The following is a 23,642-nucleotide window of genomic DNA, read 5'->3' as shown; positions in this document are numbered from 1 at the left end:
AGGGTCCTCGCCGGTCGCGCCGGCCGGGCTCCCGGCGGAGAAGAAGGGGATGAACATGCAGGTCAGGTTCGGGTGGACGCTCGATGGTGCGCCGTGGGCGCCGCGGATTGCGGCGGAGGGTGCGCGTGCGGATCTGACGCTGGGCCCACGCGGTCTGATCGAGCTGCTGCAGGTGCGGTTGGGTCTCGCGCATCCACCGGTGGCGCCGTCGGTGCGGGTCGCGCAGTACCGGTCGGCGATGCAGGTCGCGGACCATCACTGGTTCCGTGAGTCGTTCGCGGTGGATCCGTGGAACACGGCCGCGCATGTGCTGACGCTGCGGGATGCGGCGGTCGAGGCGGGGTGGGACGGTTCTCGTCCCCAGGACCCGTCGGTGCTGCCGCGCCTGGATGCGCTGGCGGCGATCGAAACGCAGATTCAGGTGGGTCCGGACGGTGCGGAAGGGACCACGCTCGTGCCGGGTGCCGCGGATGATCTGCGGGATGTGCTCTCTCACCTGACGGACCTGTCGGCGTCGGCTGCGGCGTGGCCGCTGGGGATCGACGTGATTCGCGTGCAGGAGCCGGTGGCGGAGCTGCCAGGCCTGTTCCCGGAGGTGTTCGCGCAGCTCACAGCGCTGGGAGTCGAGGTGGTGGATGCCGAGGTGGAGACCGAGGGGAATGGGCCGACGGGTGCCGCCACCGGCACGGTCCCGCGCCTGCGGATCATCGAGGCGCCGGAGGAGTTCAGCGCGGCGGAGGCCTGCGCGCGGGTCTTGGCGGATGTCGCTGAAGCGTCGGACGGAGAGGGCCCGTCGGCTGCGGCGGTGCTGGTGGGGGCACCCACGATCCTCCTCGATCACGAACTGGGCCGACGGGGCCTGCCGACCCTCGGCGCGGCGGATGCGTCCCGCAGCCGGCTCACGGGGCAGCTGCTGCCGCTGTTCCTGTCGATCATCCGGCCGCAGCTGGACGTGTACGACCTCGCGGCGTTCCTCGACTTCACCATCACCTGCACGGATGAGGACGGCGCCCTGATGCGGGTGGGGATTCTGCCGGCACCGGTGCGTCGGGCGCTGCTGGGGGCGCTCGAAAAGGAGCCCGGTGTGCAGCCCGCTGCTGCCGCGGGGGCCGCGGGAGCCTCAGCCCCTGCGGCCGGCGATGACGCCGCTGACGCCGATGACATGACCGCGTGGGACCGCGCCATCGCGGGCCTGGAACCGACGCACGCGCAGATCGCGCGGGACCTCACCGCGCTGCTCCAACCGGACGAGGAGGCGTACGGCGGAGGCGGCACCGTCAACACGGACCTGCTGACCGCCCGCCTCACCTGGCTGAACGACCGCCTCACCGCGCTCGGCCGCAGCGACGGCGCACGGGAGGCCGCGCAGCAGATCCGCGGCCACATCGACCTGTTCACCCGCCTCCTGGATGACACCACGAGCGACCCGACCGGCGGCAGGCGCCCCATCATGGAGAGGGAACTCGCGGACATCGTGGCCGCGTCGGCCCCCAGCACCCGGTCCAGCCTCACCACCCGCACCGCATCCGCCTGGACCGTCCTCACCGACCCGGCGCACCTCGACCCCGCACCCGGCACCCACCTCATCTGGTGGTCCGGGATCGACGACACCCGACCCACCCCCACCATCTGGGACCCGGCCGAAGCCGCCGAACTCACCCGCGCCGGCGCCCGCATCACCCCCGTGGAACAGGTCGCCGCGCTGCAGGTCGCGGGCCGTCTCACCGCCCTGCGCGCCTACGAGCAGATCACCGTGGTGATCCCGAAGCGCCGCGCCGGGGAGGCCATCGCGATCCACCCGTTGCTGTCTCACCTCGCGCTCGACATCGCCGCCCACGACCGCGAACTCCACGGGCGCGACGTCGACAAGGTCCTCACCCATCCCAAGATCCGCACCACCGCCGCGGACCAGGCCCGCGCCCTCCTCGACACCGGCCGCGCCACCCTGCCCGAGCTGCAGATCCCGACGCCGCCCACCACGCTCGAGCGCACCCTCCCCGGGGGAGGGGAGCACCTGCTGCCGCGTCGGCTCTCCTTCACCCAGATCGACACCCTGCTGTCCGACAACCTCACCTGGGTGCTGAAATACGGGTACGGCATCCGCCGCGGCCACATCGCCGAAGTGCCCGCCGGCAGCCGCATGATCGGCTCCTTCATCCACGCGGTCGTGGAGACCCTGGTGAAGCGCGAATCCGTCGGCCCCCAGCAGGTGCCCACCGAGGACACCATCACCGCCGTGTTCGATGAGCTCGCGCCCCGCTTCGCCAGCCCGCTCACCCTCCCCGGAGCCCGCGCCGAACGCGAGTCCGTACGCCGCAGCACCGTCGACGCGCTGAGCACCCTGTTCGGCACCCTCGCCGAGCAGGACATTGCGATCCGCGGCGTCGAAGAACCGTTCCATGTTCCCCTCGACCTCGCCATCACCCGGCCGGGCGAAACCGCAGAGCACCGCACCTCGGAGCTGATCGGCTCCATCGACCTCAGCGCGCGCGACCGGGGCGGCGACCCCGTCGTCATCGACCTGAAATGGACCCGTGCCGTCCGCTACTACCGCGACCTCGTCACCACCTCCCGCGCGCTGCAGCTCGCCACCTACCTGCACGCCCTCTCCCGCGAAGAGGGCCGCTCACCGGCCGACGGGTACGGCACCGCTGGGTACTTCCTGCTCGAACCCGGTGAGTTCATCAGCGACGACCCCCGTATCGGCGACCTACCGGCCGGGCCCGATACCCACCCGGAACTGTTCGCGAAGATGCGCGCCACCCTCGACCTCGAACTGTCCCGCATCGCTGCTGGTGACATCGGGTCCGACGCCGCCGACCTCGCCATCGCCACCGGACGCATCGGCGACTCCAGCTCGAGGACCCGCAAGGAGCATGCTGATGCCGTCGGCCTGCGGGACGCCGCTGCGGCCGAGGACGGTCGCCTGTTCCACGACCACCGCTTCGACTTCAACGACTTCACGCTGATCACCGGCCTGACGGGGGACTTCACATGAACCGCACACTCATCACCGCGTCCGCCGGCTCCGGCAAGACCTACACCCTTACCGAACGCATCGCCGCGCGCCTCGCCCCCGAGGACGGCAGTGAGGCGGTCAGCCCGTCCGGCATCATCGCCACCACGTTCACCAAACGCGCCGCCGCTGAGATCACCGAACGGCTCCAGCAGAAACTGCTCGACCGCGGCATGGTCGATGAGGCCGGTGAGATCTCCACCGCCCTCATCGGCACCGTCAACTCGGTCGCCGGCCGCATCGTCACGGACTACGCCATCGACACGGGCCTCTCACCCGAGCTGCGGATCCTCGACGAGCACGCCAGCGATGCCGCATTCCAAGCCGCGATCGACACCCGCATCGCCGAAGCGGAGGGCCGGCACATGCCGATGCTGCGCCGCCTGCGCCACAACGGCGACCCCGCCGACGACCGCCCCGCCTACATGCAGACCGAGATCGCGTGGGCAGCGCTCGTCAAACAGGTGGCGGACAGGGCCCGCGCCAACAACCTCACGGCCGCGGAGGTCAGGGCCGCGGCCGACGCCTCCTGGGCTGAGCTCGAAGCGCAGCTGAACCGCATCGCCCCCGTTGCCGACGAGGACGCCCGCGCCGAGTGGATGCGCATGTTCGACACCTGCCTCGACACCGTCCGCGCCGACGCCGCCGCCTGCGAGGACCCCGACGGGCCGCCCAGCCACTGGCCATCCGACGGCGCGAAGCTCAACTCCCGCTCGGTTGCCAACGTCGTCGGCTCCGTGCCGAGCCTGGAGGCGTACCGCCGCCGCATCCTGAAGGACGGCCGCGACCTCGACGCCGTGCCGTGGGCGGCATGGGCGAAGGCCGCCACCGGCAAAGTGCCCGCAGCCGCGGGTGGGAAAGCACCCGGCACCCGCATCGTCGCCGCGTTCGAACCGCTCACGGCACTGATCACCCCGGTCACATTCGAGGACATCGAGGACGGCCCATCCACGCAGGCGGCCGACGGGGGCCTCTTCTCCAACCCGGCGCTGCGCGACGACCTGCGCGCCCTCGTGGACCTCGTGTTCCACACCGCCGCGGACTCCCTCGACGCCTACCGGGAGCACAAGCGCGCCCTCGGCGTCATGGACTACGTGGACCAGGAAGTCCTCGCCCTCGAGCTCATCACCGACAACCGGCGAGTCCGCGACTCCCTCGCCGCACGGTTCCAGATGCTCGCCGTGGACGAATTCCAGGACACGTCCCCCATCCAGCTCGCCCTGTTCCTCGCCCTCGGGGAGCTCGTGGACCACGTGCTGTGGGTCGGTGACCGCAAACAGTCCATCTACGGGTTCCGCGGCGCCGCCCCCGACCTGATGGAAGCGGCCGTGGACGCCGGCGTGATCGGCGCGGCCAAGCCGCTGCGCTACTCCTACCGTTCCACGCTCGGCCCGCTCAGCGTCTCCAACGCCCTGTTCTCCGCCCTGTTCCACGACCAGCCGCAGGCTGACGTCACCCTCGACGTGCCCGACTCCCGCCAGAACATCCAGCACCTCGGCGGGGCCGAGTTCTGGACGTTCGAGAAGGAAGAGGCATCGCGGATGTCGAACGCGGTCGTCACCGCCGGCATCGCGAATGGTGTCGCGGACCTGCTGGAGCGCACCCCCGAGATCGATGGTGAGGCCGTGCGGCCGCGGAACGTGGCGGTGCTGGTGCGTGCGAACGCGCAGATCCCCGAGCTGGTGGCGGCGCTGGAGCAGCGGGGCGTCCCCGCGACCGGATCCGCCCAGAGCGTGCTCAGCACCCGCGAAGGGCAGGTGCTGCGGGCCGGTCTCGCGTCGTTGCTGGACGCGGAGGACACCCTCGCCCTCATCGAACTGGTGACCCTGCTGCCGGACCATGCCGCGCATTCGACCTGGTTCACGGACCTCGGTACCGCCCGCGGGGAGGACGGCCCGGAGGATCGGCCCGGGGCGGGTGATCGTCGTGCCCGCCGTGAGGTGTTCCGCCGCATGCAGGACGACCCGACCCTCGCCGCGCTGGGGCGGCTGCGCACAGCAGCGTCCGGCCTCACCCCGCACGAGCTCATCCTCGCTCTGATCGACGCGCTCGACCTGCCGCAGCGCATCAAATCGTGGACGTCGCCGGACGTCCGTCTGGAGACCCTCGACGTGTTCCGCCGCCTCGCCGCCGACTACGAGGAACGGCAGGAAGCGGAGAACGCGCCGCTCAGCATCACCGGGCTCATCGCCCACATCGACGCCGAAGCGGACAACATCGAACCCACCTCCGATGCGGACGCCGTCCTCGTCACCACCGTCCACCAGGCGAAGGGCCTCGGCTGGAAGGTGGTGGTGTCGGTCCTGCCGGATCAGAAGGACCACCGCCGCGATGCGATCACCGTGATCCCGCGCGGCCCGTCCGAGTTCGACGCTCACCATCCCCTGGAGGGTCGACGCCTCCAGTACCTGCCGGAGGTTCCCGGTCTTGGGCTGCTGGAGGACGTCATCGCCGCGAGCGAAGCCGGGAAGCGTGCCGCGGCGGCGGCACGGGAAGAGGCGAAGCGCGTGCAGTACGTGTCACTGACCCGCTCGAAGTTCATCACCGTCCTCACTGCCGCCAGTGACGACCTGACGAAAACAGTGCTGGGCTCCCTCGACGACTCTGTCACCGTCTCCCTCACCGGGGACGAGGCAGGGGAGCGGAAGACACCGGCACCGCGGCGGCTCACCGTTCAGGCGCCGACGGGTCCCGATGGGGAGCGCCGGTCCGGCAGCGCGGAGGTGGTGCACCGCGTGTTCACGGACTCCACGGCCCGCGTCGGCGGGCACGGTGCGGCGCGGTCCCCGATCGCTGCAGCTGACCTCCCGGTTCGCCCCGGTCCCATGGAGGTGTCCCTGCCGGCCCGCATCGCCGCCAGCAGCGTGCCCTCGGACGGGATCGACGCTGATGTGCGCATCGTCGCCAGCCTCGGCCCCGCCCTCATCGCGTCCGGCGACGAACGGTGGGAGCTCGTCGGCGAAGCAGTCCACGCCTATCTCGCCGCCCCCTACGCGCAGCTGCGGCAGGAGCAGCAGGTGGCGCTCGCGGAGCGCGTCCACCGCCGGTGGCTGTCCGCGCATCCGCGCGCTGCCGCGAAAGTGACCCCGCACCACTTGATGTCTGCGGGTCAGCGATGGGCGGACTGGTGCGATCGTGAATTTCCCGGCGCCCACACGGCGACGGAGCAGCCGCTCGCGTGGTGGAGCGCCGAGCAGCAGGAGATGGAGGGCTGGATGGATGCCCTGCTCACCCTCCCCGACGGCCGCACGATCGTGGTGGACCACAAGACGTTCCCGAACGAAGAGCCGTCGGCGATCATCCAGCACATCCGGGAGAGTTACCTCGGGCAGATGGCGACCTACGCCCGTGCGCTGGAGGAGACCACGGGGGTGCGGCCGTCGCGGCTCCTGATCCACCTGCCGCTCAGCGGAACCGTCGCCGAGGTGATAGTGCGGTGAGCCAGATGAACGACTCCGGAGGCGCGGCGCCCTCGGTGACGCCTCCTATCAATGAACCGGGCCTCCCGACCGGCGCCACTGTCCGTCCGGCGACGGACGCGGATGTGCACGCCGTTGCCGACGCGTTTCCGGACATGCAGCCGGATCGGTGGCGGGGCGGCGACAACCGCCGCTCCTTCGCTGCCCTCGCCGACGGACACGTGGTCGGACATTGTCGCGGGATCGACAACGTGTTCCACCCCGGCACTCGCACCCTGGTGTTCGAGATCGATGACGCGCACCGCGGCACTGATTTGGAGGATCTGCTGCTCGCCGCACAGATCGCGGTGTCCACGGTCCCGCTGACGGTGAAGCTCACCCGCGACACCCCCGCCATGACCGCGCTCAGCGCACGGCGTAGGGGTTTCGCGTACCAGCTCTGCCCGCCGTGGGCGTATGTCGTCGGCCCGGAGATGCGCGCCTGGGCTGCCCGACACATCGCTGCCCACCGGGCCCCCACTGCGGGGGATTCGCAGGCGCTCGCGCAGCTCGAAGCCGAGCACTACGCGGCCCAGCATGCCGCGTGGAACCCGTCGGCCCCCATCGACACGATGCTCGACGCGTTCGCCGATGACCACGACCCGGACGCGCCCGGGTATGACCGCGACCGCAGCGTCGTGATCGAACGGGACGGCAGGGTCGTTGCCGCCGCGCTCGTCTGGCCCGGCAGCAACGCCGTTCCCGACCTCGACCTCACCGGTGAGGCAGAAGAGGGCGGCAGAGAAGTCACGCTCCTGTCCAACCCGTACGACTCACCCGCGGCATGGCGCGACAAAGCAGCCTGCATCGCCGCCGTCGTTGAGCGCTCGGCCGATGGGGACCGCCTGCTGATCGACTCCCACGCCACACAGCGGGGCGAGATCGCGCTGATGGGAAACGTTCCGGGGCTTGACCCCGCGCATGATGACGAATGGACCGCGCTCGTCGCGATCCCCGCCGGAACCGGCGCGAACGCGCAGGTCCGCCCACTGCCCGCGGACGCGCTGCCAGCGGACCTGTCGGCCGCCGGGCTCACCTGGGCGCGGCCCCTGCTCACCTGACCCGTGCCCATCCGGGTCTTGCCCACGGTCCACTAGATTGCTAGCATACTAGTCATGGTGGCGCAGAAGAAGGACCAGCCTGGGGCCGAAGCACCCAGCAAGGACGACCCGAAGAAGCAGTTCAACGTCTACCTGCCGGCGTCACTGATCAAAGAGATCAAGTTCGCCGCCATCGATGACCAGAACTCCCTGTCGTCCTTCGTCGAAAAAGCGATGCGCGACTACCTCACAAGGAGCCGACCATGACCCACCTCAGCCCCATCCGATTCACAGCGGCACCCGCAGCAGTCGCCGACTTCTACACACTGCTCGGCCTGCGTGAATACACTGCCGAAGCATCCGACGGGTGGCGCCCCATGCTCGGCGGCCCCCAGCCCGGCCGGCTCAACATCCATCACGCCGACGAGGCTCGCGGTGACGCCCACCTCCATGCCGTCGACCTGCACCTCGACACCGACGAGGGTGAATCGCTCGAAGCGCTGCACCGGGCACTGCAGGACGCCGGGCATGAGCCCGGCCCCATCATTGACGAAACCTTCGGCCGGTTCTTCCGCGCCGTCGATCCCGACGGGTACACCGTGCAGGTCAACGACACCGACCACGAACTCCAGTCCCGCCAGTACACCCTCGGCCAGTAGGCGCCGCTGTCGAAGCCTGGCCCCTCGGCTCAGCAGTGCCCAAGTCGCAGCCCAGGCGGGCCTGCGTTCACTGCAGCGGGATCTCGCCCGTCTCGCCGTCCCCGCGCGGACCGACGATGCGGCGCTCGTCCTCGCTGATCGGCACGTCGTTGATGCTGGCTTCGCGGCGCTCCATGAACCCGTCGGCGTTGAACTGCCAGTTCTCGTTGCCGTAGGAGCGCCACCACTGGCCGTCCGCGTCATGCCACTCGTACTGGAAACGGACGGCGATGCGGTTCTCCGTGAATGCCCACAGGGACTTGCGCAGCGCGTACTCCTGCTCCTTCTCCCACTTCCGGGTCAGGAACTCCACGATGGCCTCGCGTCCGGTGATGAACTCGTCCCGGTTCCGCCACTGCGAATCCGGGGTGTAGGCGAGAGCGACCTTGTGCGGGTCGCGCGTGTTCCACGCATCCTCCGCGGCCTGGACCTTCTTCGCGGCCGTCTCGGCGGTGAACGGCGGCAGCGGCGGCTTCTGATCGGACATGACTGCTCCTCCTCGAACATTCGTGAGCGTCGCCCGCGGCCTGCGCCGCGGGTCACCCCGAGTGTCCCGAGTTCACCTGGGCACCACCTGCCCGGCGCCCCTGCTTCCCCGCCCAGCGCAAGAAGCTTCAGCAGAACGACGCACGTCTGGCGCGCCTCGTGCGTGCGGCATCCTGCTCAATTTCGACCGGGGAGGTGTCCCTATGTTTCGAGTCAAGCCGCGAGAGCGGTCGGCTCGGGGGTAGGGGCGGTTGTCGGTGGCTGGTAGTAGGTGCCGTCGCGGAGCATGGCGTAGATGACGTTGCAGCGGCGGCGGGCTAGGCAGATCACGGCGGCGTTGTGCCGTTTGCCTTCGGCGCGTTTGCGATCGTAGTAGGCCTTGGAGATGGGGTCGTGGTTGGAGGCGACCCAGGCGGAGTAGAACAGGGCGTTCTTCAGGCGTTTGTTCCCTGACCGGGCGGGGAACTCTCCGCGGATCGAGGTGCCTGATCTGCGGGTGACCGGCGCGATCCCGGCATAGGCCGCGAGGTGGCTGGCGGACTCAAACGCGGAGCCATCACCGATCGCGAGGAGGATCTGGGCGGCGGTCTTGATGCCGATCCCCGGCATGCTCATCAAGACCGAGGCGAGAGGGAAGTCCTCCAGCATGCCCTCCACTTCGTGGGCCACGGTCGCGCGCTGTTCTTTCAGCTCTTTAACCTGGCCAGCGACTCGGGGGATCACCAGCTCAACCGCTGCGGTGGCGGGCACGATGACGGTCTGCTCGCTAAGGGCTGTGAAGATCTGCTCGACCAGCGTCTCGGGGTCGCGGCGTGAATGCGCGCGGGCGAACCGCAGCACCTTCCCTCGGCCGGCACTTCGGAGGCCGGTGGGTCCGCCAAACTTCTCCAGCAGGTCCAGCACGAGCCCAGTGGAAAGCTTCCCGCCTGCGAAGACGCGCTCGAGCGCGGGGTGGATCTGGGTGAGCAGGGACCGGATCCGGTTCAGCGCCCTTGTGGTCTCGTGAGCGAGGTCCTCGTCGAAGCCGGCAAGGACCTTCAGTGCGGAGAGGACCTCGCTGTCACGATCGACGCTGCGCAGGGTATGGGGCATGGTCCTGGCGGTGTCAGCGATGATGAAAGCATCCCGCGCATCGGTCTTTGACCTGCCCGGATACAGATCCGCGGCCTTCCGCATCGCCAATCCGGGAAGGTAGGCGACTGTGCAGCCGGTATCCCGGGCCACCGCGATCGGCAACGCTCCGATGGTGTTGGGCTGATCGACGACCAGCAGAACTTCGCCGTGGTTCTGCAGCTGGGTGAACAGCTCGCGAAGTTTGGTCTCGTCCTGCGGGAGGGGCTTGTCGAACAGCTTGTTCCCCTCCGGGTCGAGTGCGCACGCGTGGTGAGCTGTCTTCCCGACGTCCAGGCCGATCACGACCGCGAACCCTGTGTTCATGACGCTGTCCTCCTCATCACTGCTGGCCGCAGTCTCGACACCCGATGCCGGCACCCACGTTACGAAGAGACCTCAGACAGAGCTGGGCCGTGTCCCTATCAGCGGTCAACGCGTGTCTCTCGACCGGGCGGCAACACCCCCCGGACCATCAATGGCAGGGCAACAAAGCCATACCCGGCCGAGCGACCAGACCCCGTCCATCGGGGTGCTCACAAGGTAACGGGCATGCGACCACGCACCCGCCACCCGCAGACCGTAGGCTGGAAGGATGGCTGAGAACCCTGCCCTGCCCGTGATCGACCACACGCACCTGCAGCGGCGCTTCGGCGACACGGTGCTGGAGCGCGCGGAAGGACTGATCCGCCGCGGCCAGGTCCTCCACGCCGACTGGTCGCCGGAGAACGGCTCCATCGACGCCATGGTCCAGGGGACCGATCCTCAGCCCTACAGCCAGACCATCAAACTGCGCCGCGCCGCCGGCGACCCCTCCCGCTGGAGCGTCACACTCGCGCACTGCAGCTGCCCCGTCCGCCTCGACTGCAAGCACAGTGCGGCGGTCCTCCTCGACATCGCCCGGGACGCCGCCGCTCTCGCTGCCGCTGACCGCCTCCGCGGCGGATCCGCCGACACCACAACCGGCACCCGCCCCGCCGGCACCACCCGGCACGCCGGGCGCACCGAACACGCTGGGCACCTCGATCACCCGGAGCACGCTGAGCGGCCCGCCACCCCGGAGTGGCGCACCGCCCTGTCCTCCCTGCTGCGGGACGAGCCGCGCGAGCAGGAGCAGCCGACCCCACTGGCAATCGGCTTCGAGCTCGATGCCGAGAAGATCGACAAGCGCCCCTTCGAATGGGGGCAGGAGCCGGCCGCAGCGGAGCACATCGCCGCTGGCAAGCCCCTGTTCGTCAAGATTCGGCCGCTGAAGGCCGGCAAGCGCAACAACTGGGTGCGCTCCGGGCTGTCCTGGCGTACCTTCGAGTTCCGGATGCGCAGCCTCGGCTACGTCCCCGAGCAGGCCGATGCGCTCCACCGCATCTTCGCCGCCGCCGAATCCGAACGCTCCCACGTGTCCGGCACCGTGGAGCACCTGTGGCTGAACTCCATCAACACCGACATGCTGTGGGAGGCGCTGCACCGCGCGCGCGAGGCGGGCGTGGCGTTCGTGGGCCTCGGCTCGGTGAAGGACGTGGAGCTCGCGGACCGCGCCGCCGTGGACCTGCGGCTCTCGCGTCCTGGAGAGGAGCAGGCCGACGGATCAGCCGCGCCCGATGAGCCCGGCGACCTCGCGCTGCGTCCCGTGCTCACCATGGACGGTGAGGAGATGGAGATCGGCCGAGCCCTCGGCGCGCACGGCGCGCTCGCCGTCACCCACATGACGCGGGCGAAGCAGCCGAAGTTCTCCATCCGGATCGGCGGGATGAACGAGCCGATGCCCACCCAGCTGCAGAGCCTCCTCGCGCGCCCGGAACCTCTGGTGATCCCGGCGGAGGACCGTGACATGTTCCTGCTGGAGGCGTACCCGCGGCTGCAGCGCACCGTGCCCGTCACCACGCGTGATGACTCGATCGATCTGCCGCAGATCCGGCCGGCGACCCTGGAGCTGACCGCCTCGTACGGCAAGGAGGACTCCCTCAACCTGGACTGGGCGTGGCGGTACCACGACCCGGAGCGGACTCTGCCGATGAACCAGCAGGTGGGGGCGCGCCGCACGATCGAGCATGAGGATGCGGTGCTGGCTCAGGTGCGGATGCTGTGGCCCACCGCCGGCGGCACTGCCACGGAGCGTCTGCACGGCGTGGACACCGCCGAGTTCACCACCACGGTCCTCGACCAGCTGATGGAGATGGACTTCGTTGAGGTGCGGATCACCGGGACCCGTCATGCCTACCGGGAGCTCGACGACGCCCCGCACGTGAGGGTCACTCAGACCGAGTCACCGGGGAAGAACGACTGGTTCGATCTCGGCTTCCACATCACCATCGACGGCCGTGAGATCCCGTTCCCCACCCTGTTCGTGGCGCTGGCGAAGGGCCAGTCGAAGGTGCTGATGCCGGACAAGACGTTCTTCTCCCTGGAGCGGCCCGAATTCGATGCGCTGCGCGAACTCATCCAGTCCGGTGAGCAGATGCAGGAGTGGGAGCCGGATGTTCAGCGGATCTCCCGCTACCAGATGGACCTCTGGGATGACATCGAAGCGGTCGCGCAGGAGGCGGAGACGGCGGCGACCTGGGATGCGGCCGTCGGCCGGCTGCGCACCCTCACGGACCTGGAGGACGTGCCTGCCCCCGACGGGCTGAACGCGCAGCTGCGGCCGTACCAGCGTGACGGGCTGACCTGGCTGGGGTTCCTGTGGCGGCATGGCCTCGGCGGCATCCTCGCCGACGACATGGGGCTCGGCAAGACCCTGCAGGCGCTCGCCCTCATCGCCCACGCGCGCGAGCGGCAGGCTGCCGGTGACGAACCCGTCGGCGGCGAGGGCCCCGTCGGCGCGCCCAGCGGGGGAGGGGGCGACGGGTCCGCGCATTCCCCGGGTGCCGCCTCCCGCCCATTCCTCGTGGTCGCCCCCAGTTCGGTTCTCGGGGTGTGGCAGGAGGAGGCGGCGCGCTTCACGCCGGGCCTGCGGGTTGGTGTCATCGACCAGACGCGCCGCGCCCGCGGAACGTGGGTGGAGGATGAGGCCGACGGCTTCGACATCCTCATCACGAGCTACACGATCCTGCGGATCGACGCCGATGACTTCGCCCGCCTCGACTATGACGGCGTGATCCTCGACGAGGCGCAGTTCGTGAAGAACCGCGCCTCGCGCGTCCACCAAGCGGCGGCGCGGCTGCAGGCGCCGTTCCGCCTCGCGATCACCGGCACCCCGATGGAGAACTCGCTCGCCGACCTGTGGTCTCTGCTGTCGCTGACGGCGACGGGCCTTTTCCCGTCCCCGATCACGTTCCGTGAGCAGTTCACGAAGCCGATCGAGTCGGGGGAGCATCCGGAGCGGGTGGATGTGCTGCGTCGACGGATCCGGCCCTTCATGCTGCGCCGCACGAAGGAATTGGTGGCGAAGGATCTGCCGGCCAAGCAGGAGCAGGTGCTGAGTGTGGAGCTGGAGAAGCAGCATCGGAAGCTGTACGACTCGGTTCTGCAGCGGGAGCGCAAGAAGGTGCTCGGGCTGCTGGATGACATCGACAAGAACCGGTTCATCGTGTTCCGGTCGCTGACGCTGCTGCGGATGTTGGCGCTGGACCCGGGGATCGTGGATGAGACGGAGCATGAGGGCGTGGAGTCCTCGAAGCTGAATTCGCTGTTCGAGCATCTGGAGGAGGTGCTGTCGGAGGGGCACCGGGTGCTGGTGTTCAGCCAGTTCACGTCGTTCCTGCGGCGCGTGGCGGGACAGTTGGAGCAGCGTGGGGTCGCGTTCTCGTATTTGGATGGGTCCACCCGCAACCGCGGTGGTGTCATCGAGGAGTTCCGTGAGGGCGCGAACCCGGTGTTCCTGATTTCGTTGAAGGCGGGCGGTTTCGGATTGACGCTGACAGAGGCGGACTACGTGTTCCTCCTGGATCCGTGGTGGAACCCGGCGGCGGAGGCGCAGGCGGTGGACCGTGCGCACCGCATCGGGCAGCAGCGCAATGTCATGGTGTACCGGATGGTTGCGCAGGACACGATCGAGGAGAAGGTGCTGCAGCTGCAGCAGAAGAAGGCGGCATTGTTCTCCTCCCTGACCGACGGCGGCGACGCCTTCGCCGAGACCCTCAGCGCTGACGACATCCGCGGCCTGCTGGAGGGCTGAGCCGGGGGACCCTGCCGCCGCTACAGTTGAGCGATGAGCATCCCCGAGGACCACGGACCTCTCTACGCGGTCGTCACCTCCGACGACCGCGAGCACCTGGCGCGGCTGCTCGCCTCGTTCCCGGACTATGCACGGCGCGTCGGCGGCCTGCGGGCTGACGGAACCGTCGACGGCGACTGCGCCGCGCGCGACGTGCTGGAGACCCTGCCGCCGGGGGTGGATGCGTCGGCGAAGAATCTGCGCGGCCTCTGGGGGTCGGCACCCGTCGGCCCCTCCGTGCATCCCGACCGGGAAGCCTTCGCCGGGCGCCCCACTCCCTCCACTCACCCGGCCGCGGGCCTGTCCGGCATGGGCCTGATAGCCGTGGCCGACGTGATCCGCGGCTGGCCCACCGACTCCACCGCGTTCATCGGGATCCTGTTCGTGCACGGTGAGCAGCAGGGCCGCGGCCTCGGTGCCGCGTTCTACCGGCGCGTGGAGAAGGAGATCTCCCGCTGGGCCGAGATCGACCGGATCGAGCTGCGGATCGTGGAGACGAACGCGGACGCCGCAGAGCCGTTCTGGCGGCGCATGGGCTTCGAGCCGACGGGGGAGACCAGCCCGTTCGAGCGAGGCGAACCAGGCGAGGCGGGGCATGTGAGCAGCACGTCGGCCCGCTGGGCGAAGGATCTGCCCCGCCGCTGACTGTCGTCAGGAACCAGGAACGTCGGCTGGCGAGCGTCGAAGCAGGCCCGGGACACCATCGAAATCCCGGTCCGCCGAAACTATTTCATTGAATCCAGCGAGGAACGCCGTTGCCGCGTGGACGGCATCGCGGCCCCCAATTCGCCCAGCCGACGACAGCTCAACTGACTTGCGAAGAACTGCCTGGTCGAACGAATGCCAAAGCACAAGTCTGTCAACGATGCGGAACTCCTGAGCTGCCTGAGCGCCGCCCACACGGCGCATACGGTGGAACAAGAACTCCTGCCCCGCCTCAACGCTTGCGTGCAGGGTGACACGGCTTTCGCCTGCCGCCCCTAACAGTATGCGGCTCGGTTCGCGCATCGGATGGGGGCCTCCGACAGCATGGAGGAGCACTGTTGAGTCGATGAAAAGCGAGGTCACCAGCGATCCGCCTTCGCGATGAGTTCTGCGTCCATCTCGTCGCGGACGCTTTCGACCTCGCCTGCAGCCACAGGAGGCTCGGAGTCATCATTACTGGCGGTCAGAGCGAGCAGTTCGCGTGCTGCCTGTGCGCGCACTTCCACCGCATCCGTTGCGAATGATGCGTCGATGGCGTCGCGGACCACCGCGGACACAGAAGTTCCCTGCTCGGCGGCGCGCTTACGGAGCTGATCGAGCCGCTGCGCATCGAGAAGCAGTTGAAGACGGTGTTCCATAACGCTCATAGCCAGATCATACACATGCTCATGCTCATATGTGTTCGAGCTGATGGTCGCAGATCCGCCACAACGCTCCGTCACAGGCAGAAACATGGCCCCTCATTGCGTTCTCTAAGCGGCTTATGGTGAGGGGCATGACTCACAGCGACCCCTTCGACATTCCCCTGTCCGAACTGCGCCAGCGCCGCAGCATGAAATGGTCTGCGGTCGATGCCGACGTGCTCCCGCTGTGGATCGCTGAAATGGACGTGCGCCTGCCCGAACCGGTCCGCAGCGCCCTCCACCGCGCCATCGACCTCGGCGACACCGGCTATCCCGGTTCCCTGCCCGGCTTCGCCGCTTCGTTCGCCGATTTCGCGCACCGCACCTGGGGCTGGGACATCGACCCGGGCCTGTGCCGCGGATTCCCTGACCTCGCGGCGTCCGGCCAGGCGCTGCTGCGCCACTTCGCCGGCGACGACGCCCGCGCCGTCATCACCCCGCCGGTGTACAACAACTTCTTCGCCTGGCTGCGCGCCGCCGGCATCACCGGGGTGGAGGTCCCCGTCGGCCCCGACGGCGCCCAGGACCTCGACGGCATCGAAGCCGCGTTCGCCGACGGCGTGCGGGTCGCCCTCATCTCCAACCCGCACAACCCCCTCGGCCGCATCTGGACCGACGCGGAACTGGAGCGCCTCGCCGACCTCGCCGCCCGCTACGACGCGTTCGTGATCGCCGACGAGATCCACGCGCCCGTCGTCCACCCCGGCCGCGCCTTCCGGCCCTTCCTCACCATCAGCGACGACGCCCGACGACGCGGCGTCGCCCTCCACTCGGCATCGAAGGGCTTCAACATCGCCGGCCTGAAGTCCTCCCTCCTCATCACCGCGGCCGACGGGCCCCACCTGCCCGACGAGCTCGACGGCTTCGCCGCCGTCGGCCACCTGGGCGCCCTCGCCAGCGAAGTCGCGTTCTCGCCTGCGTGTGATGACTGGTTCCAGACCGTCCGCGAGGGCATCGCCGCGCGCACCGCGCATGTGGCCACGCGCGTCACTGAGGAGATCCCGGGCGCCCGCGCGGACGTGCCGGAGGCGAGCTACCTGGTGTGGGCGGACCTGCGCGAGCCCCTGGCTGCGGACCTTGCGGAGGGCCGACGCGCCGGTGACGTGATCCGTGAGCGCGGCCGTGTGCAGTTCGCGGACGGTGAGGACTATGGGCGTGAGGGCCGCGGGTTCGTGCGGATCAACTGCGGGACGTCGTGGGAGGTGCTGGACGAGGCGATCGACCGGCTCGTCGCTGCGTGCCGCGGTGGCCGCTCCGCTGACTCCGCTCGTGCCGGCGCGGCCTCTCCTGCCGGCGCCGCAGCGGCCACCGTCGCCGCGCGCCGCTGACCGGGGCCCGATCCGTCGTCCGATTCGGGATCCGCAGCGCGAAGAAGCCCGAATGCGCAGAAGGATCGGCTCAGCGCGCGGCCGGCTCCGCGGTGGTCACCTCACGGTCCTTGATCGCGCCGTAGAGGGCCACGAGCAGGGCGATGAGGCCGCCGGTGATGAGCATGTGGCCGAGGCCGGCGATGCCGGGGATGGCGGCGGTGGTCATCTCCTCCGTCTTGCCCTGCAGGGTGAGAATTCCGCGGATCACCATCATGACGCTGGTGAGGAGGACACCGGCGTTGTACACCCAGAAGAACACGGTGAACGAGCGCCGGCCGGACAGGCGCAGAGAGGCGTCCAGGGCGATCATGATCAGCGCCATCAGCAGGCCGAGGGCCAGCAGGTGGGTGTGCACGGTGGACAGCTGGGACTTGACGCCGACGGCGTCGATCGACTTCGTGTACTCGCGGTAGAACAGGCCCGAGACCAGGCCGAGGATCGTGTACATGACTGCGGCAGCGTAGTTCTTCATCATGCCCGTCAGACTACGCATCGGGGCGCGGGGGCAGATCAATCGAACGGTTGAACCCGTCGGCCCCGCGCCGCCGGACCGCGTCCGGCCGCAGCCGGGCGTGCTGACGCTCCCGCCGTACACTGGCCGCATGCCCCACGCCACCGCACCCGCTCCCGCCCCCGAGCATCTGCCGCGCTTCCTTCCCGCCCCCACCGCGAGGGACCACAAGTACACGCGCGGCGTCCTCACCGTCGCCACCGGCTCCGCGCAGTTCCCCGGCGCGGCCCTGATCGGCACGGAGGCCGCGGCCCGGGTCGGCATCGGCATGGTGCGGTACGTCGGCGCGGAGTCCGTGGGCCGCCTCGTCCTGGCCCGCACTCCCGAGGTCGTCCTCGGCGAGGGCCGCTCGCAGGCCGTGGTCGCCGGGTCGGGGTGGGCCGTCCCGGCCGACGGAGCCGGGGAGCCCGAGGGACCCGCTGCACCCGACGGGTTCGAGACCGTTCTCGAGGCGTCCGGCCGCATCCCGCGCCCGGGCGAGGCGTCGAAGCCGCGGCCCCTGCCGCTGGTGCTGGACGCCGGCGCGATTCCCGCGATCGTCGGCGATGACCGCGTGGGCGACTGGGCGACTGTTCTCACCCCGCACGCCGGTGAAGCCGCGGACCTCCTCAGCGCGCTGCTGGATGCTGGCACGATCACCACGGAGCAGCTGACCGGCGCGGGCCTGTCACCGGTGTGCGCAGGCGCCGGCCCGGGCGACACCGCCCCAGGCGACTCACGCCCGGATCGCACCGCCGCGGACGGGAGCGATACCGCCCCGATCACCGTGCCCCGCGCCGCGGTTGAGTCAGAGCCGCAGGCAGCGGCCGCGCTCCTCGCCGAAGCGACCGGCTCCACCGTGGTCCTCAAGGGCCACACCACGCACATCGCGACCCCGGAGCACGACGGCCCGATGGACTCCGCATTCACCGTCACCGCGCCCACCACGCGGCTCGCCACGGCCGGGTCGGGCGACGTGCTCGCGGCGATCATCGGCGCGCTGCTCGCGCTGAACTCCGACGAGATCCAGGAGGCGCGCGCCTACTTCGCGCCGGCGGCGCAGGAGATCATCGCGATGATCGCCGCCGCTGGCGTGGAGCTGCACGGCCTGGCGGCGCTTCGGGCGTCGCAGGCACTCGCGGGAGGGGCAGCGCCGAACGGAGCAGCGCCGAACGAGCGGGCCGACGGGGACGCCCCCGCCGAACTCCCCTCCGCCGGAGCACCGATCCTCGCCGCGGACATCACCCGGTTCGTCCCGCAGGTCGTCGCCGAGAACACCCGTGCCTGACCCGGACCCCCGCGACACGCCCGGCCCGGCGGAACCGCCCGCGCCCACCTCGGCGGTGGACCGGCTCGCGCCCGAACCGACCTCGGTCGCGGACCTGCTCGCCGAAGCGCGTGCGGCCCAGCGCGCGGCCGGCATCCGTCGGCCCACCGCGGCTGAGCTGCCCGCGCTCCTTACCGACGGCGCCCACCTCATCGACATCCGCACCCCGTGGACCCGTGACACCGAGGGGCACGTTCCCGGCGGGATCGTGGTGGAGCACACCGTGCTGCTGTGGCGGCTCGACCCCGCGAGCCCGAACCGGATGGCGGGCGGTCCCGGCCCGGACGACCTCGTCATCGTCATGTGCAACGAGGGCTACCAGTCCACCCTCACCGCCGAGATGCTGCGCCGCCTCGGGTTCTCCCGCGCCACTGACCTGGCAGACGGGTTCCGCGGGTATGCCGCCGCCGGACTGCCCATCGCGGCGCACCCGACCCGCTACGTGACCTGACCTGCGGCTCATTCCCGGCCGGCCGCGTGACCTGACCGGCGCTGCCGGCGCGGCGTTCGACACACCGCCCGCCGACCGCCCCGCCCGCAGCTGTGCGGCTGAGGGGACTGACGGGGGAATATCGTGGTGCGGCCTGTAGTGTTGCCTCATCTTCCCGCATCCGCCGCGCGGGCCCCGCCGTGGGTCCCGCCGGGTGCAGTCGGCGAAAGGAACCCTATGGGCGGCACACTCTCAGTGCAGTTCGAAGTCATCACCCTCGCGGTGCTGGTCGCAATCCTGGTGGTGGACCTGATCCTCGTGGTGAAGCGTCCGCACATCCCCTCGGTCAAGGAATGCCTCGGCTGGGTGGGGTTCTACGTGGCGCTCGCGCTGGTGTTCGCCGCTGTCCTGTTCTTCTTCGCCGGTGGCCAGATCGCCGGCGAGTTCGTGGCCGGTTGGCTCACTGAATACTCGCTGAGCGTGGACAACCTGTTCGTGTTCCTGGTGATCATGTCGCGCTTCGCGGTGCCGAAGAAGTACCAGCAGGAAGTGCTGATGGTGGGCATCATCATCGCGCTGATCGCCCGCGCCCTGTTCATCCTCGTAGGCGCCGCGGTGATCGACCGCTTCGCCGGCGTGTTCTACCTGTTCGCGATCTTCCTGCTGTGGACCGCGTGGCAGCAGGTCAAGGGTGAGGGCGATGAGGACGACGGCGAGTCCTTCATCATGCGCTCCCTGAAGAAGCTCATCCCCGTCTCCAACGAGTACGACGGCAATAAGCTGCGCACCGTGGAGAACGGCAAGAAGGTCTTCACCCCGATGCTGCTGGTGTTCCTCGTGATCGGCCTGACGGACGTCATGTTCGCCGTGGACTCCATCCCCGCGATCTTCGGCATCACGCAGAGCGCGTTCATCGTGTTCACCGCGAACCTCTTCGCCCTGATGGGTCTGCGCCAGCTGTACTTCCTGCTGGGCGGCCTGATGGACCGCCTGGTGTACCTGCACTACGGCCTCGCGGCGATCCTCGCGTTCATCGGCGTCAAACTGCTCATCCACGCGGCGCACGAAGCGCCGTTCTGGTCGGAGAGCTCCGGCTTCGGTCGCTTCGTCCATTCGATCCCGGAGATCCCGATCTGGCTGTCGCTCTCCGTCATCATCGGCTCCATGGCCATCGCCACCATCGCGTCTCTCGTGCGCGCACCCCAGGTGGCATCGGCGGGTCGCGACGAGGACGACGACACCCCGACCGCGTGATCTGAGCGACGTTCCGGGACCCTCCCACGGCTGGCGGGGCGGGCGAGGACAGGCTCACTAGCCTGGCCAGGCGGGTCACGGACGCATAACGTCCGAGGCATGAACGCCTCATCGTCCCGTCCTGCTTCCACGTCTCCGGCGTCGAAGCCGGCCCGCGCGGTCCCGTCGGCCTCCTGCCTCAACCAGCTGCGCACCATCGCCGGCGGCGTGCTCGCCATGGCGGTCACGTACGGCATCGGCGCTCTGGTGGGCGTGGCCGTCTGATCGGCCGACGGTTGCCCCGCGCCCATCGGCCCTGCGCCGCGCGGACCCTGCCGCGCCACCGCTGTGCTCAGTCGGTGTGCTGGGAGGGTGCGTAGCCGCGTGCCTGCACGGTGAACATGTCGTAGTACTGGCCCCGCGCAGCCATCAGCTCGCGGTGCGTTCCCTGCTCCACCACGCGGCCGTGGTCGAGCACCACAACGCGATCGGCAGCGGAGACGGTGGAGAAGCGGTGCGTGATCAGGAGGGTGATGCCGCCGGCGGCGCTGGTCTCCTCCGCGGCCGCGGCGTACTTCCTGAAGAGTCGGTCCTCCGTCTCGGGGTCGAGGGCGGAGGTCGGTTCGTCGAGGATGCGCAGCAGGGGAGCGGTGCGCATCATGCCGCGGGCGATGGCGAGGCGCTGCCACTGCCCGCCGGACAGGCCCACACCGTCGGGCCAGGATGTGCCGAGCTGCGTGTCGAGGCCGTGCGGCAGGGCGGTGAGGACGTCGGTCGCCGACGCCCTCTCCAGGGCCCGCATCGCAGAGTCTGCGCTGTCGTCCCCGCCGAGGTCGCCGACGGTGATCGTCTCCCGCGCCGTCGCTTCGATGTTCGCGTGGTCCTGGAACGCGCCCGCGCACTGTGCCCTCCATGCCGCGAGGTCCATGTCCGCGAGCGGGACCCCTTCCACGTCGATGCTGCCGCTGTCGAGGTCGTGCAGGCCGAGCAGCAGTTCCACCAGGGTGGTTTTGCCCGCTCCGTTCTCGCCGACGAGCGCGATCGTGGACCCGGCGGGCAGGTCGAGTGTCAGGTCATCGAACACGGGGGAGGACGCCCCCGGGTGGGTGAAGGACACGTTCCGCAGACGGATCCCGTCGGCCAGGCCGGCCGGCGGCAGCGCGGTGCCCGCGTGCGCCTCCGCCTGCCCGCGCGCGTAGTCCTCGAGCCAGAGGTAGCGGGCAACGGAGCGCGCGCAGTCGTCGAGGGTGGTGATGGCGGTGCGCACACCGCCCGCGGCCTGCTGCAGGCCGGACAGGCTGGTCAGCGCCACCGTCATCGCGCCGAGGCTGACCGTTCCCGCGACGGCGTCCATGCCCATCCAGACGAGGACGCCGACGGCTGCCGCGAGGTAGATCAGCTCCATCGCGAGCGTCAGTGCGGACGTGCGGGCGGTGCCGCGCAGCAGGACGCTCTGCCAGCGCTGTGCAGCGGCCCGCAGTTCGGCCCGGAGGAACCCGCGGGCGCCGAAGGTTCGGGCCTCACTGCCGCCGGGGCGGCTCGCGGCGATGTCCATGAGCGCACCGAGCCGCTTGGAGTCGTCGGCGGCGGCCTCTTCGTGCTTCTGGCTGATGGAGGAGATGCGGCTGGTGATGAACAGCTGCGGGACCGCGGCGAGGACCACGAGGATGAGGCGCCAGTCGGCGGTGACGGCGACGGCGACGGTGGCGATGGGGGCGAGCAGCCACCGCAGGGCGTTGAGCACCATGTTGTAGGTGCCGCCGATGCCGCCGGCGAGGTCCCGCAGCAGCTGCACCTTCGCGGACATCGTCGGGTCGTGCAGGTGCGCGGTGGTGGGGATGGAGGCGAGCAGCCGCGCGGTGCGGCCCTCGAAGCGGGCGGTGAGGCCCGCCATCAGGCTGACCCGGTGGGTGATGCCGATGAACGTCAGCAGCATGCCGGCGCCCGTCTCCAGGGCCAGCAGCGTACCGCCGGCGATCGCGAAGGACCATGTACCGGTGGCGATGCCGGTAACGATGAGGGCGAAGAACACCGGCTGCAGGGCCTCGGCGAGACGGAGCAGAAGCTCCAGCAGCGCCAACAGGCTGGAGCGGGGGCTGAGCGCCCACGCCTCGCGCAGGGCGAAGCGGACGGCGGTGATCCGGGAGCCCTTCGCGACGGGCTCAGGCGTCGTCGTCATCGTGTCCACCTGCTTCCTGGAACCGCTGGGCCTGGGTGGTGAACATGCGGGCGTAGGCGCCGCCGGCGGCCATCAGCTCGTCGTGCGTGCCGTCCTCGGTGATGCGGCCGGCGTCGAGGACCACGATGCGGTCGGCGCGGCGCACCGATGAGAGGCGGTGGGAGACGAGCAGTGTGGTGGCGCCGCGGGTGACGCGCAGGAAGTCATCGAAGATCTCCGCTTCGGCGCGCACATCCAGCGCGGAGGTGGGCTCGTCGAGGACGAGCACCTGCGCGCCGGCGTCCACGGCTGCGAGGGCGCGGGCGAGCGCCACCCGCTGCCACTGGCCCCCGGACATCGACGTTCCGCCCTCGAATCCCGGGGCGAGGATCGTGCCGAGGCCGTCGTCATCAGTGGTCAGGCGGTGCAACAGGTCCGTGCCGCCGGCGCGCCGCACCTGCTCGGCGACCTGCTCGTCGTCGGCGGGGCGGCCGAGCGTCACGTTGGCGCGGACATCCAGGGGGTAGCGGGAGAACTCCTGGAAGATCACGGCAGCCGTCGGCCTGCCCTCCGCGGCGGGCGTGAGCGGCCGCCCGCCCACCTCGATCGTGCCGGCGGAGGGGCGCTCCAGCCCGGCGATGAGGGACATGAGGGTGGATTTGCCGGCGCCGTTCACTCCCACCACGCCGACGCTCTGACCTGCGGGGATGCTGAGGCTGAGGTTGTGGAGGGTGTCGGTGTCGCGGCCTGGGTAGCGGAACGCGAGGTCGCGGATCTCGATGCCGGCGCCCGGGGCCGACGGGGGCAGCGCGTCTGTCGGCGCCCCAGCGGTCGGCTGGACGGTGCCGGCGGCGGGATGGGAGGGACCGGCGACGAGGCGGGAGGCTCGGGCGAGATCGTCGATGCGGCGCTGCAGGCGACCCGACACGATCATGTGCAGGTGCGGGTCGCCGATCGGCCCCACGAGTGCCACGAGGGACACGGCCGCGACCACGAGCGCGGCTATCTGCCCGGGGCTGATGCGGCCCGCGGTGGCGTCAGCGATGATCAGGACGATGGTGCCGAGCAGCGCCACGAGGCCGAGCAGCATGGCAAGGACCTGTGGGCGGCGCAGACTCATCTCCTGCGAGCTCTCCCGCAGGGAGTCCTCCGACCCGGCGAGGTGCGGAGTGATCCACGGCAGCAGGCCGAACAGCCGCACTTCCTTCGCGGCGGCGGGCCCGGTGGCGAGGTCGAAGAAGTAGCGGCTGCGGCGCTTCGCCGGGCCCGGCGGCTTCGTCAGCGC

General features: G+C 70.0%; 19 protein-coding genes. 12 read left to right on the top strand and 7 right to left on the bottom strand.

The features are described from left to right. The first annotated feature begins 55 nt into the window (after window positions 1-55). From FHX50_RS09960 to FHX50_RS09940, 5 genes are read left to right on the top strand one after another with little or no spacing between them, the layout of a single operon-like run. A complete protein-coding gene (locus FHX50_RS09960; protein ID WP_183377055.1) occupies window positions 56-2,998 on the top strand; it encodes a PD-(D/E)XK nuclease family protein in 2,943 nt (980 codons plus the stop codon). Then, window positions 2,995-6,456: a UvrD-helicase domain-containing protein gene (locus FHX50_RS09955; protein ID WP_183377054.1), complete on the top strand. Its 3,462-nt coding sequence runs from the start codon at window positions 2,995-2,997 to the stop codon at window positions 6,454-6,456. Before FHX50_RS09960 ends, FHX50_RS09955 begins: the two co-directional genes overlap by 4 nt. Further along, window positions 6,453-7,535: a hypothetical protein gene (locus FHX50_RS09950; RefSeq protein WP_183377053.1), complete on the top strand. Its 1,083-nt coding sequence runs from the start codon at window positions 6,453-6,455 to the stop codon at window positions 7,533-7,535. The genes FHX50_RS09955 and FHX50_RS09950 overlap by 4 nt, the downstream gene beginning before the upstream one ends. A gap of 54 nt (window positions 7,536-7,589) precedes the next feature. Beyond that, complete coding sequence (locus tag FHX50_RS09945) at window positions 7,590-7,781, top strand: ribbon-helix-helix domain-containing protein (protein WP_183377052.1); 192 nt, start codon at window positions 7,590-7,592, stop codon at window positions 7,779-7,781. Continuing rightward, entirely contained in the window at window positions 7,778-8,173 is a 396-nt protein-coding gene (locus FHX50_RS09940) for a VOC family protein (protein WP_183377051.1), read from the top strand. Before FHX50_RS09945 ends, FHX50_RS09940 begins: the two co-directional genes overlap by 4 nt. 67 nt (window positions 8,174-8,240) lie before the next feature. Here FHX50_RS09940 and FHX50_RS09935 read toward each other — a convergent pair whose 3' ends face one another. Next, window positions 8,241-8,699, bottom strand: a complete 459-nt coding sequence (locus tag FHX50_RS09935; protein WP_183377050.1) for a nuclear transport factor 2 family protein — start codon at window positions 8,697-8,699, stop codon at window positions 8,241-8,243. 212 nt (window positions 8,700-8,911) lie between these two features. Next, the gene (locus tag FHX50_RS09930) at window positions 8,912-10,135 is read right to left on the bottom strand and encodes an IS110 family RNA-guided transposase (protein WP_183377084.1); all 1,224 of its coding nucleotides are present in this window, start codon (window positions 10,133-10,135) and stop codon (window positions 8,912-8,914) included. A gap of 268 nt (window positions 10,136-10,403) precedes the next feature. On the opposite strand from FHX50_RS09930, the gene FHX50_RS09925 reads away from it, so the two are divergent. Both FHX50_RS09925 and FHX50_RS09920 read left to right on the top strand, forming a co-directional pair. Then, window positions 10,404-13,922 carry a DEAD/DEAH box helicase gene (locus FHX50_RS09925; RefSeq protein ID WP_246371009.1) on the top strand — a complete coding sequence of 1,173 codons (3,519 nt, stop codon included), beginning with the start codon at window positions 10,404-10,406 and terminating at the stop codon, window positions 13,920-13,922. 33 nt (window positions 13,923-13,955) lie between these two features. Then, a complete protein-coding gene (locus tag FHX50_RS09920) occupies window positions 13,956-14,606 on the top strand; it encodes a GNAT family N-acetyltransferase (protein ID WP_183377049.1) in 651 nt (216 codons plus the stop codon). 6 nt (window positions 14,607-14,612) lie between these two features. Here FHX50_RS09920 and FHX50_RS09915 read toward each other — a convergent pair whose 3' ends face one another. Further along, a complete protein-coding gene (locus FHX50_RS09915; protein WP_183377048.1) occupies window positions 14,613-15,029 on the bottom strand; it encodes a PIN domain-containing protein in 417 nt (138 codons plus the stop codon). Then, window positions 15,026-15,313 (bottom strand): hypothetical protein, encoded by a 288-nt coding sequence (locus FHX50_RS09910; protein WP_183377047.1) that lies wholly within the window; start codon window positions 15,311-15,313, stop codon window positions 15,026-15,028. The genes FHX50_RS09915 and FHX50_RS09910 overlap by 4 nt, the downstream gene beginning before the upstream one ends. A gap of 128 nt (window positions 15,314-15,441) precedes the next feature. Between FHX50_RS09910 and FHX50_RS09905 the strand changes: the two genes are divergently transcribed. Beyond that, complete coding sequence (locus FHX50_RS09905) at window positions 15,442-16,677, top strand: MalY/PatB family protein (RefSeq protein WP_183377046.1); 1,236 nt, start codon at window positions 15,442-15,444, stop codon at window positions 16,675-16,677. A 70-nt stretch (window positions 16,678-16,747) separates the two neighbouring features. Here FHX50_RS09905 and FHX50_RS09900 read toward each other — a convergent pair whose 3' ends face one another. Further along, a complete protein-coding gene (locus FHX50_RS09900) occupies window positions 16,748-17,194 on the bottom strand; it encodes a DUF2871 domain-containing protein (RefSeq protein ID WP_183377045.1) in 447 nt (148 codons plus the stop codon). A gap of 127 nt (window positions 17,195-17,321) precedes the next feature. On the opposite strand from FHX50_RS09900, the gene FHX50_RS12165 reads away from it, so the two are divergent. From FHX50_RS12165 to FHX50_RS09880, 4 genes are all read left to right on the top strand, one after another. Next, a complete protein-coding gene (locus FHX50_RS12165; RefSeq protein WP_183377044.1) occupies window positions 17,322-18,497 on the top strand; it encodes an ADP-dependent NAD(P)H-hydrate dehydratase in 1,176 nt (391 codons plus the stop codon). After that, window positions 18,490-18,987, top strand: a complete 498-nt coding sequence (locus FHX50_RS09890) for a rhodanese-like domain-containing protein (RefSeq protein ID WP_259922345.1) — start codon at window positions 18,490-18,492, stop codon at window positions 18,985-18,987. Before FHX50_RS12165 ends, FHX50_RS09890 begins: the two co-directional genes overlap by 8 nt. A gap of 216 nt (window positions 18,988-19,203) precedes the next feature. After that, entirely contained in the window at window positions 19,204-20,220 is a 1,017-nt protein-coding gene (locus tag FHX50_RS09885) for a TerC family protein (RefSeq protein WP_183377043.1), read from the top strand. A gap of 99 nt (window positions 20,221-20,319) precedes the next feature. Further along, window positions 20,320-20,484, top strand: a complete 165-nt coding sequence (locus FHX50_RS09880) for a hypothetical protein (RefSeq protein WP_183377042.1) — start codon at window positions 20,320-20,322, stop codon at window positions 20,482-20,484. 67 nt (window positions 20,485-20,551) lie between these two features. On the opposite strand, the gene FHX50_RS09875 is transcribed toward FHX50_RS09880, so the two are convergent. Further along, complete coding sequence (locus FHX50_RS09875) at window positions 20,552-22,378, bottom strand: ABC transporter ATP-binding protein (protein WP_183377041.1); 1,827 nt, start codon at window positions 22,376-22,378, stop codon at window positions 20,552-20,554. Continuing rightward, window positions 22,362-23,642: ATP-binding cassette domain-containing protein (locus tag FHX50_RS09870; protein WP_183377040.1), on the bottom strand; the 1,281-nt coding region annotated here is incomplete at its 5' end. The genes FHX50_RS09870 and FHX50_RS09875, both read right to left, overlap by 17 nt.

The sequence above is a fragment of the Helcobacillus massiliensis genome (genome assembly GCF_014191425.1).
Lineage (GTDB): Bacteria > Actinomycetota > Actinomycetes > Actinomycetales > Dermabacteraceae > Helcobacillus > Helcobacillus massiliensis.
The sequence above is the reverse complement of the archived record's forward strand: the minus strand, read 5'-3'. Positions and strand labels throughout refer to the sequence as shown.

Bases quoted from the DNA above. Each gene is read 5' to 3' on its own strand.
- FHX50_RS09920 (WP_183377049.1), top strand. From the start codon at position 13,956: ATGAGCATCCCCGAGGACCACGGACCTCTCTACGCGGTCGTCACCTCC.
- FHX50_RS09910 (WP_183377047.1), bottom strand. From the start codon at position 15,313: ATGAGCGTTATGGAACACCGTCTTCAACTGCTTCTCGATGCGCAGCGG.
- FHX50_RS09935 (WP_183377050.1), bottom strand. From the start codon at position 8,699: ATGTCCGATCAGAAGCCGCCGCTGCCGCCGTTCACCGCCGAGACGGCC.
- FHX50_RS09945 (WP_183377052.1), top strand. From the start codon at position 7,590: ATGGTGGCGCAGAAGAAGGACCAGCCTGGGGCCGAAGCACCCAGCAAG.
- FHX50_RS09900 (WP_183377045.1), bottom strand. From the start codon at position 17,194: ATGATGAAGAACTACGCTGCCGCAGTCATGTACACGATCCTCGGCCTG.
- FHX50_RS09930 (WP_183377084.1), bottom strand. From the start codon at position 10,135: ATGAACACAGGGTTCGCGGTCGTGATCGGCCTGGACGTCGGGAAGACA.
- FHX50_RS09940 (WP_183377051.1), top strand. From the start codon at position 7,778: ATGACCCACCTCAGCCCCATCCGATTCACAGCGGCACCCGCAGCAGTC.
- FHX50_RS09955 (WP_183377054.1), top strand. From the start codon at position 2,995: ATGAACCGCACACTCATCACCGCGTCCGCCGGCTCCGGCAAGACCTAC.
- FHX50_RS12165 (WP_183377044.1), top strand. From the start codon at position 17,322: ATGCCCCACGCCACCGCACCCGCTCCCGCCCCCGAGCATCTGCCGCGC.
- FHX50_RS09885 (WP_183377043.1), top strand. From the start codon at position 19,204: ATGGGCGGCACACTCTCAGTGCAGTTCGAAGTCATCACCCTCGCGGTG.
- FHX50_RS09925 (WP_246371009.1), top strand. From the start codon at position 10,404: ATGGCTGAGAACCCTGCCCTGCCCGTGATCGACCACACGCACCTGCAG.
- FHX50_RS09960 (WP_183377055.1), top strand. From the start codon at position 56: ATGCAGGTCAGGTTCGGGTGGACGCTCGATGGTGCGCCGTGGGCGCCG.
- FHX50_RS09880 (WP_183377042.1), top strand. From the start codon at position 20,320: ATGAACGCCTCATCGTCCCGTCCTGCTTCCACGTCTCCGGCGTCGAAG.
- FHX50_RS09905 (WP_183377046.1), top strand. From the start codon at position 15,442: ATGACTCACAGCGACCCCTTCGACATTCCCCTGTCCGAACTGCGCCAG.
- FHX50_RS09875 (WP_183377041.1), bottom strand. From the start codon at position 22,378: ATGACGACGACGCCTGAGCCCGTCGCGAAGGGCTCCCGGATCACCGCC.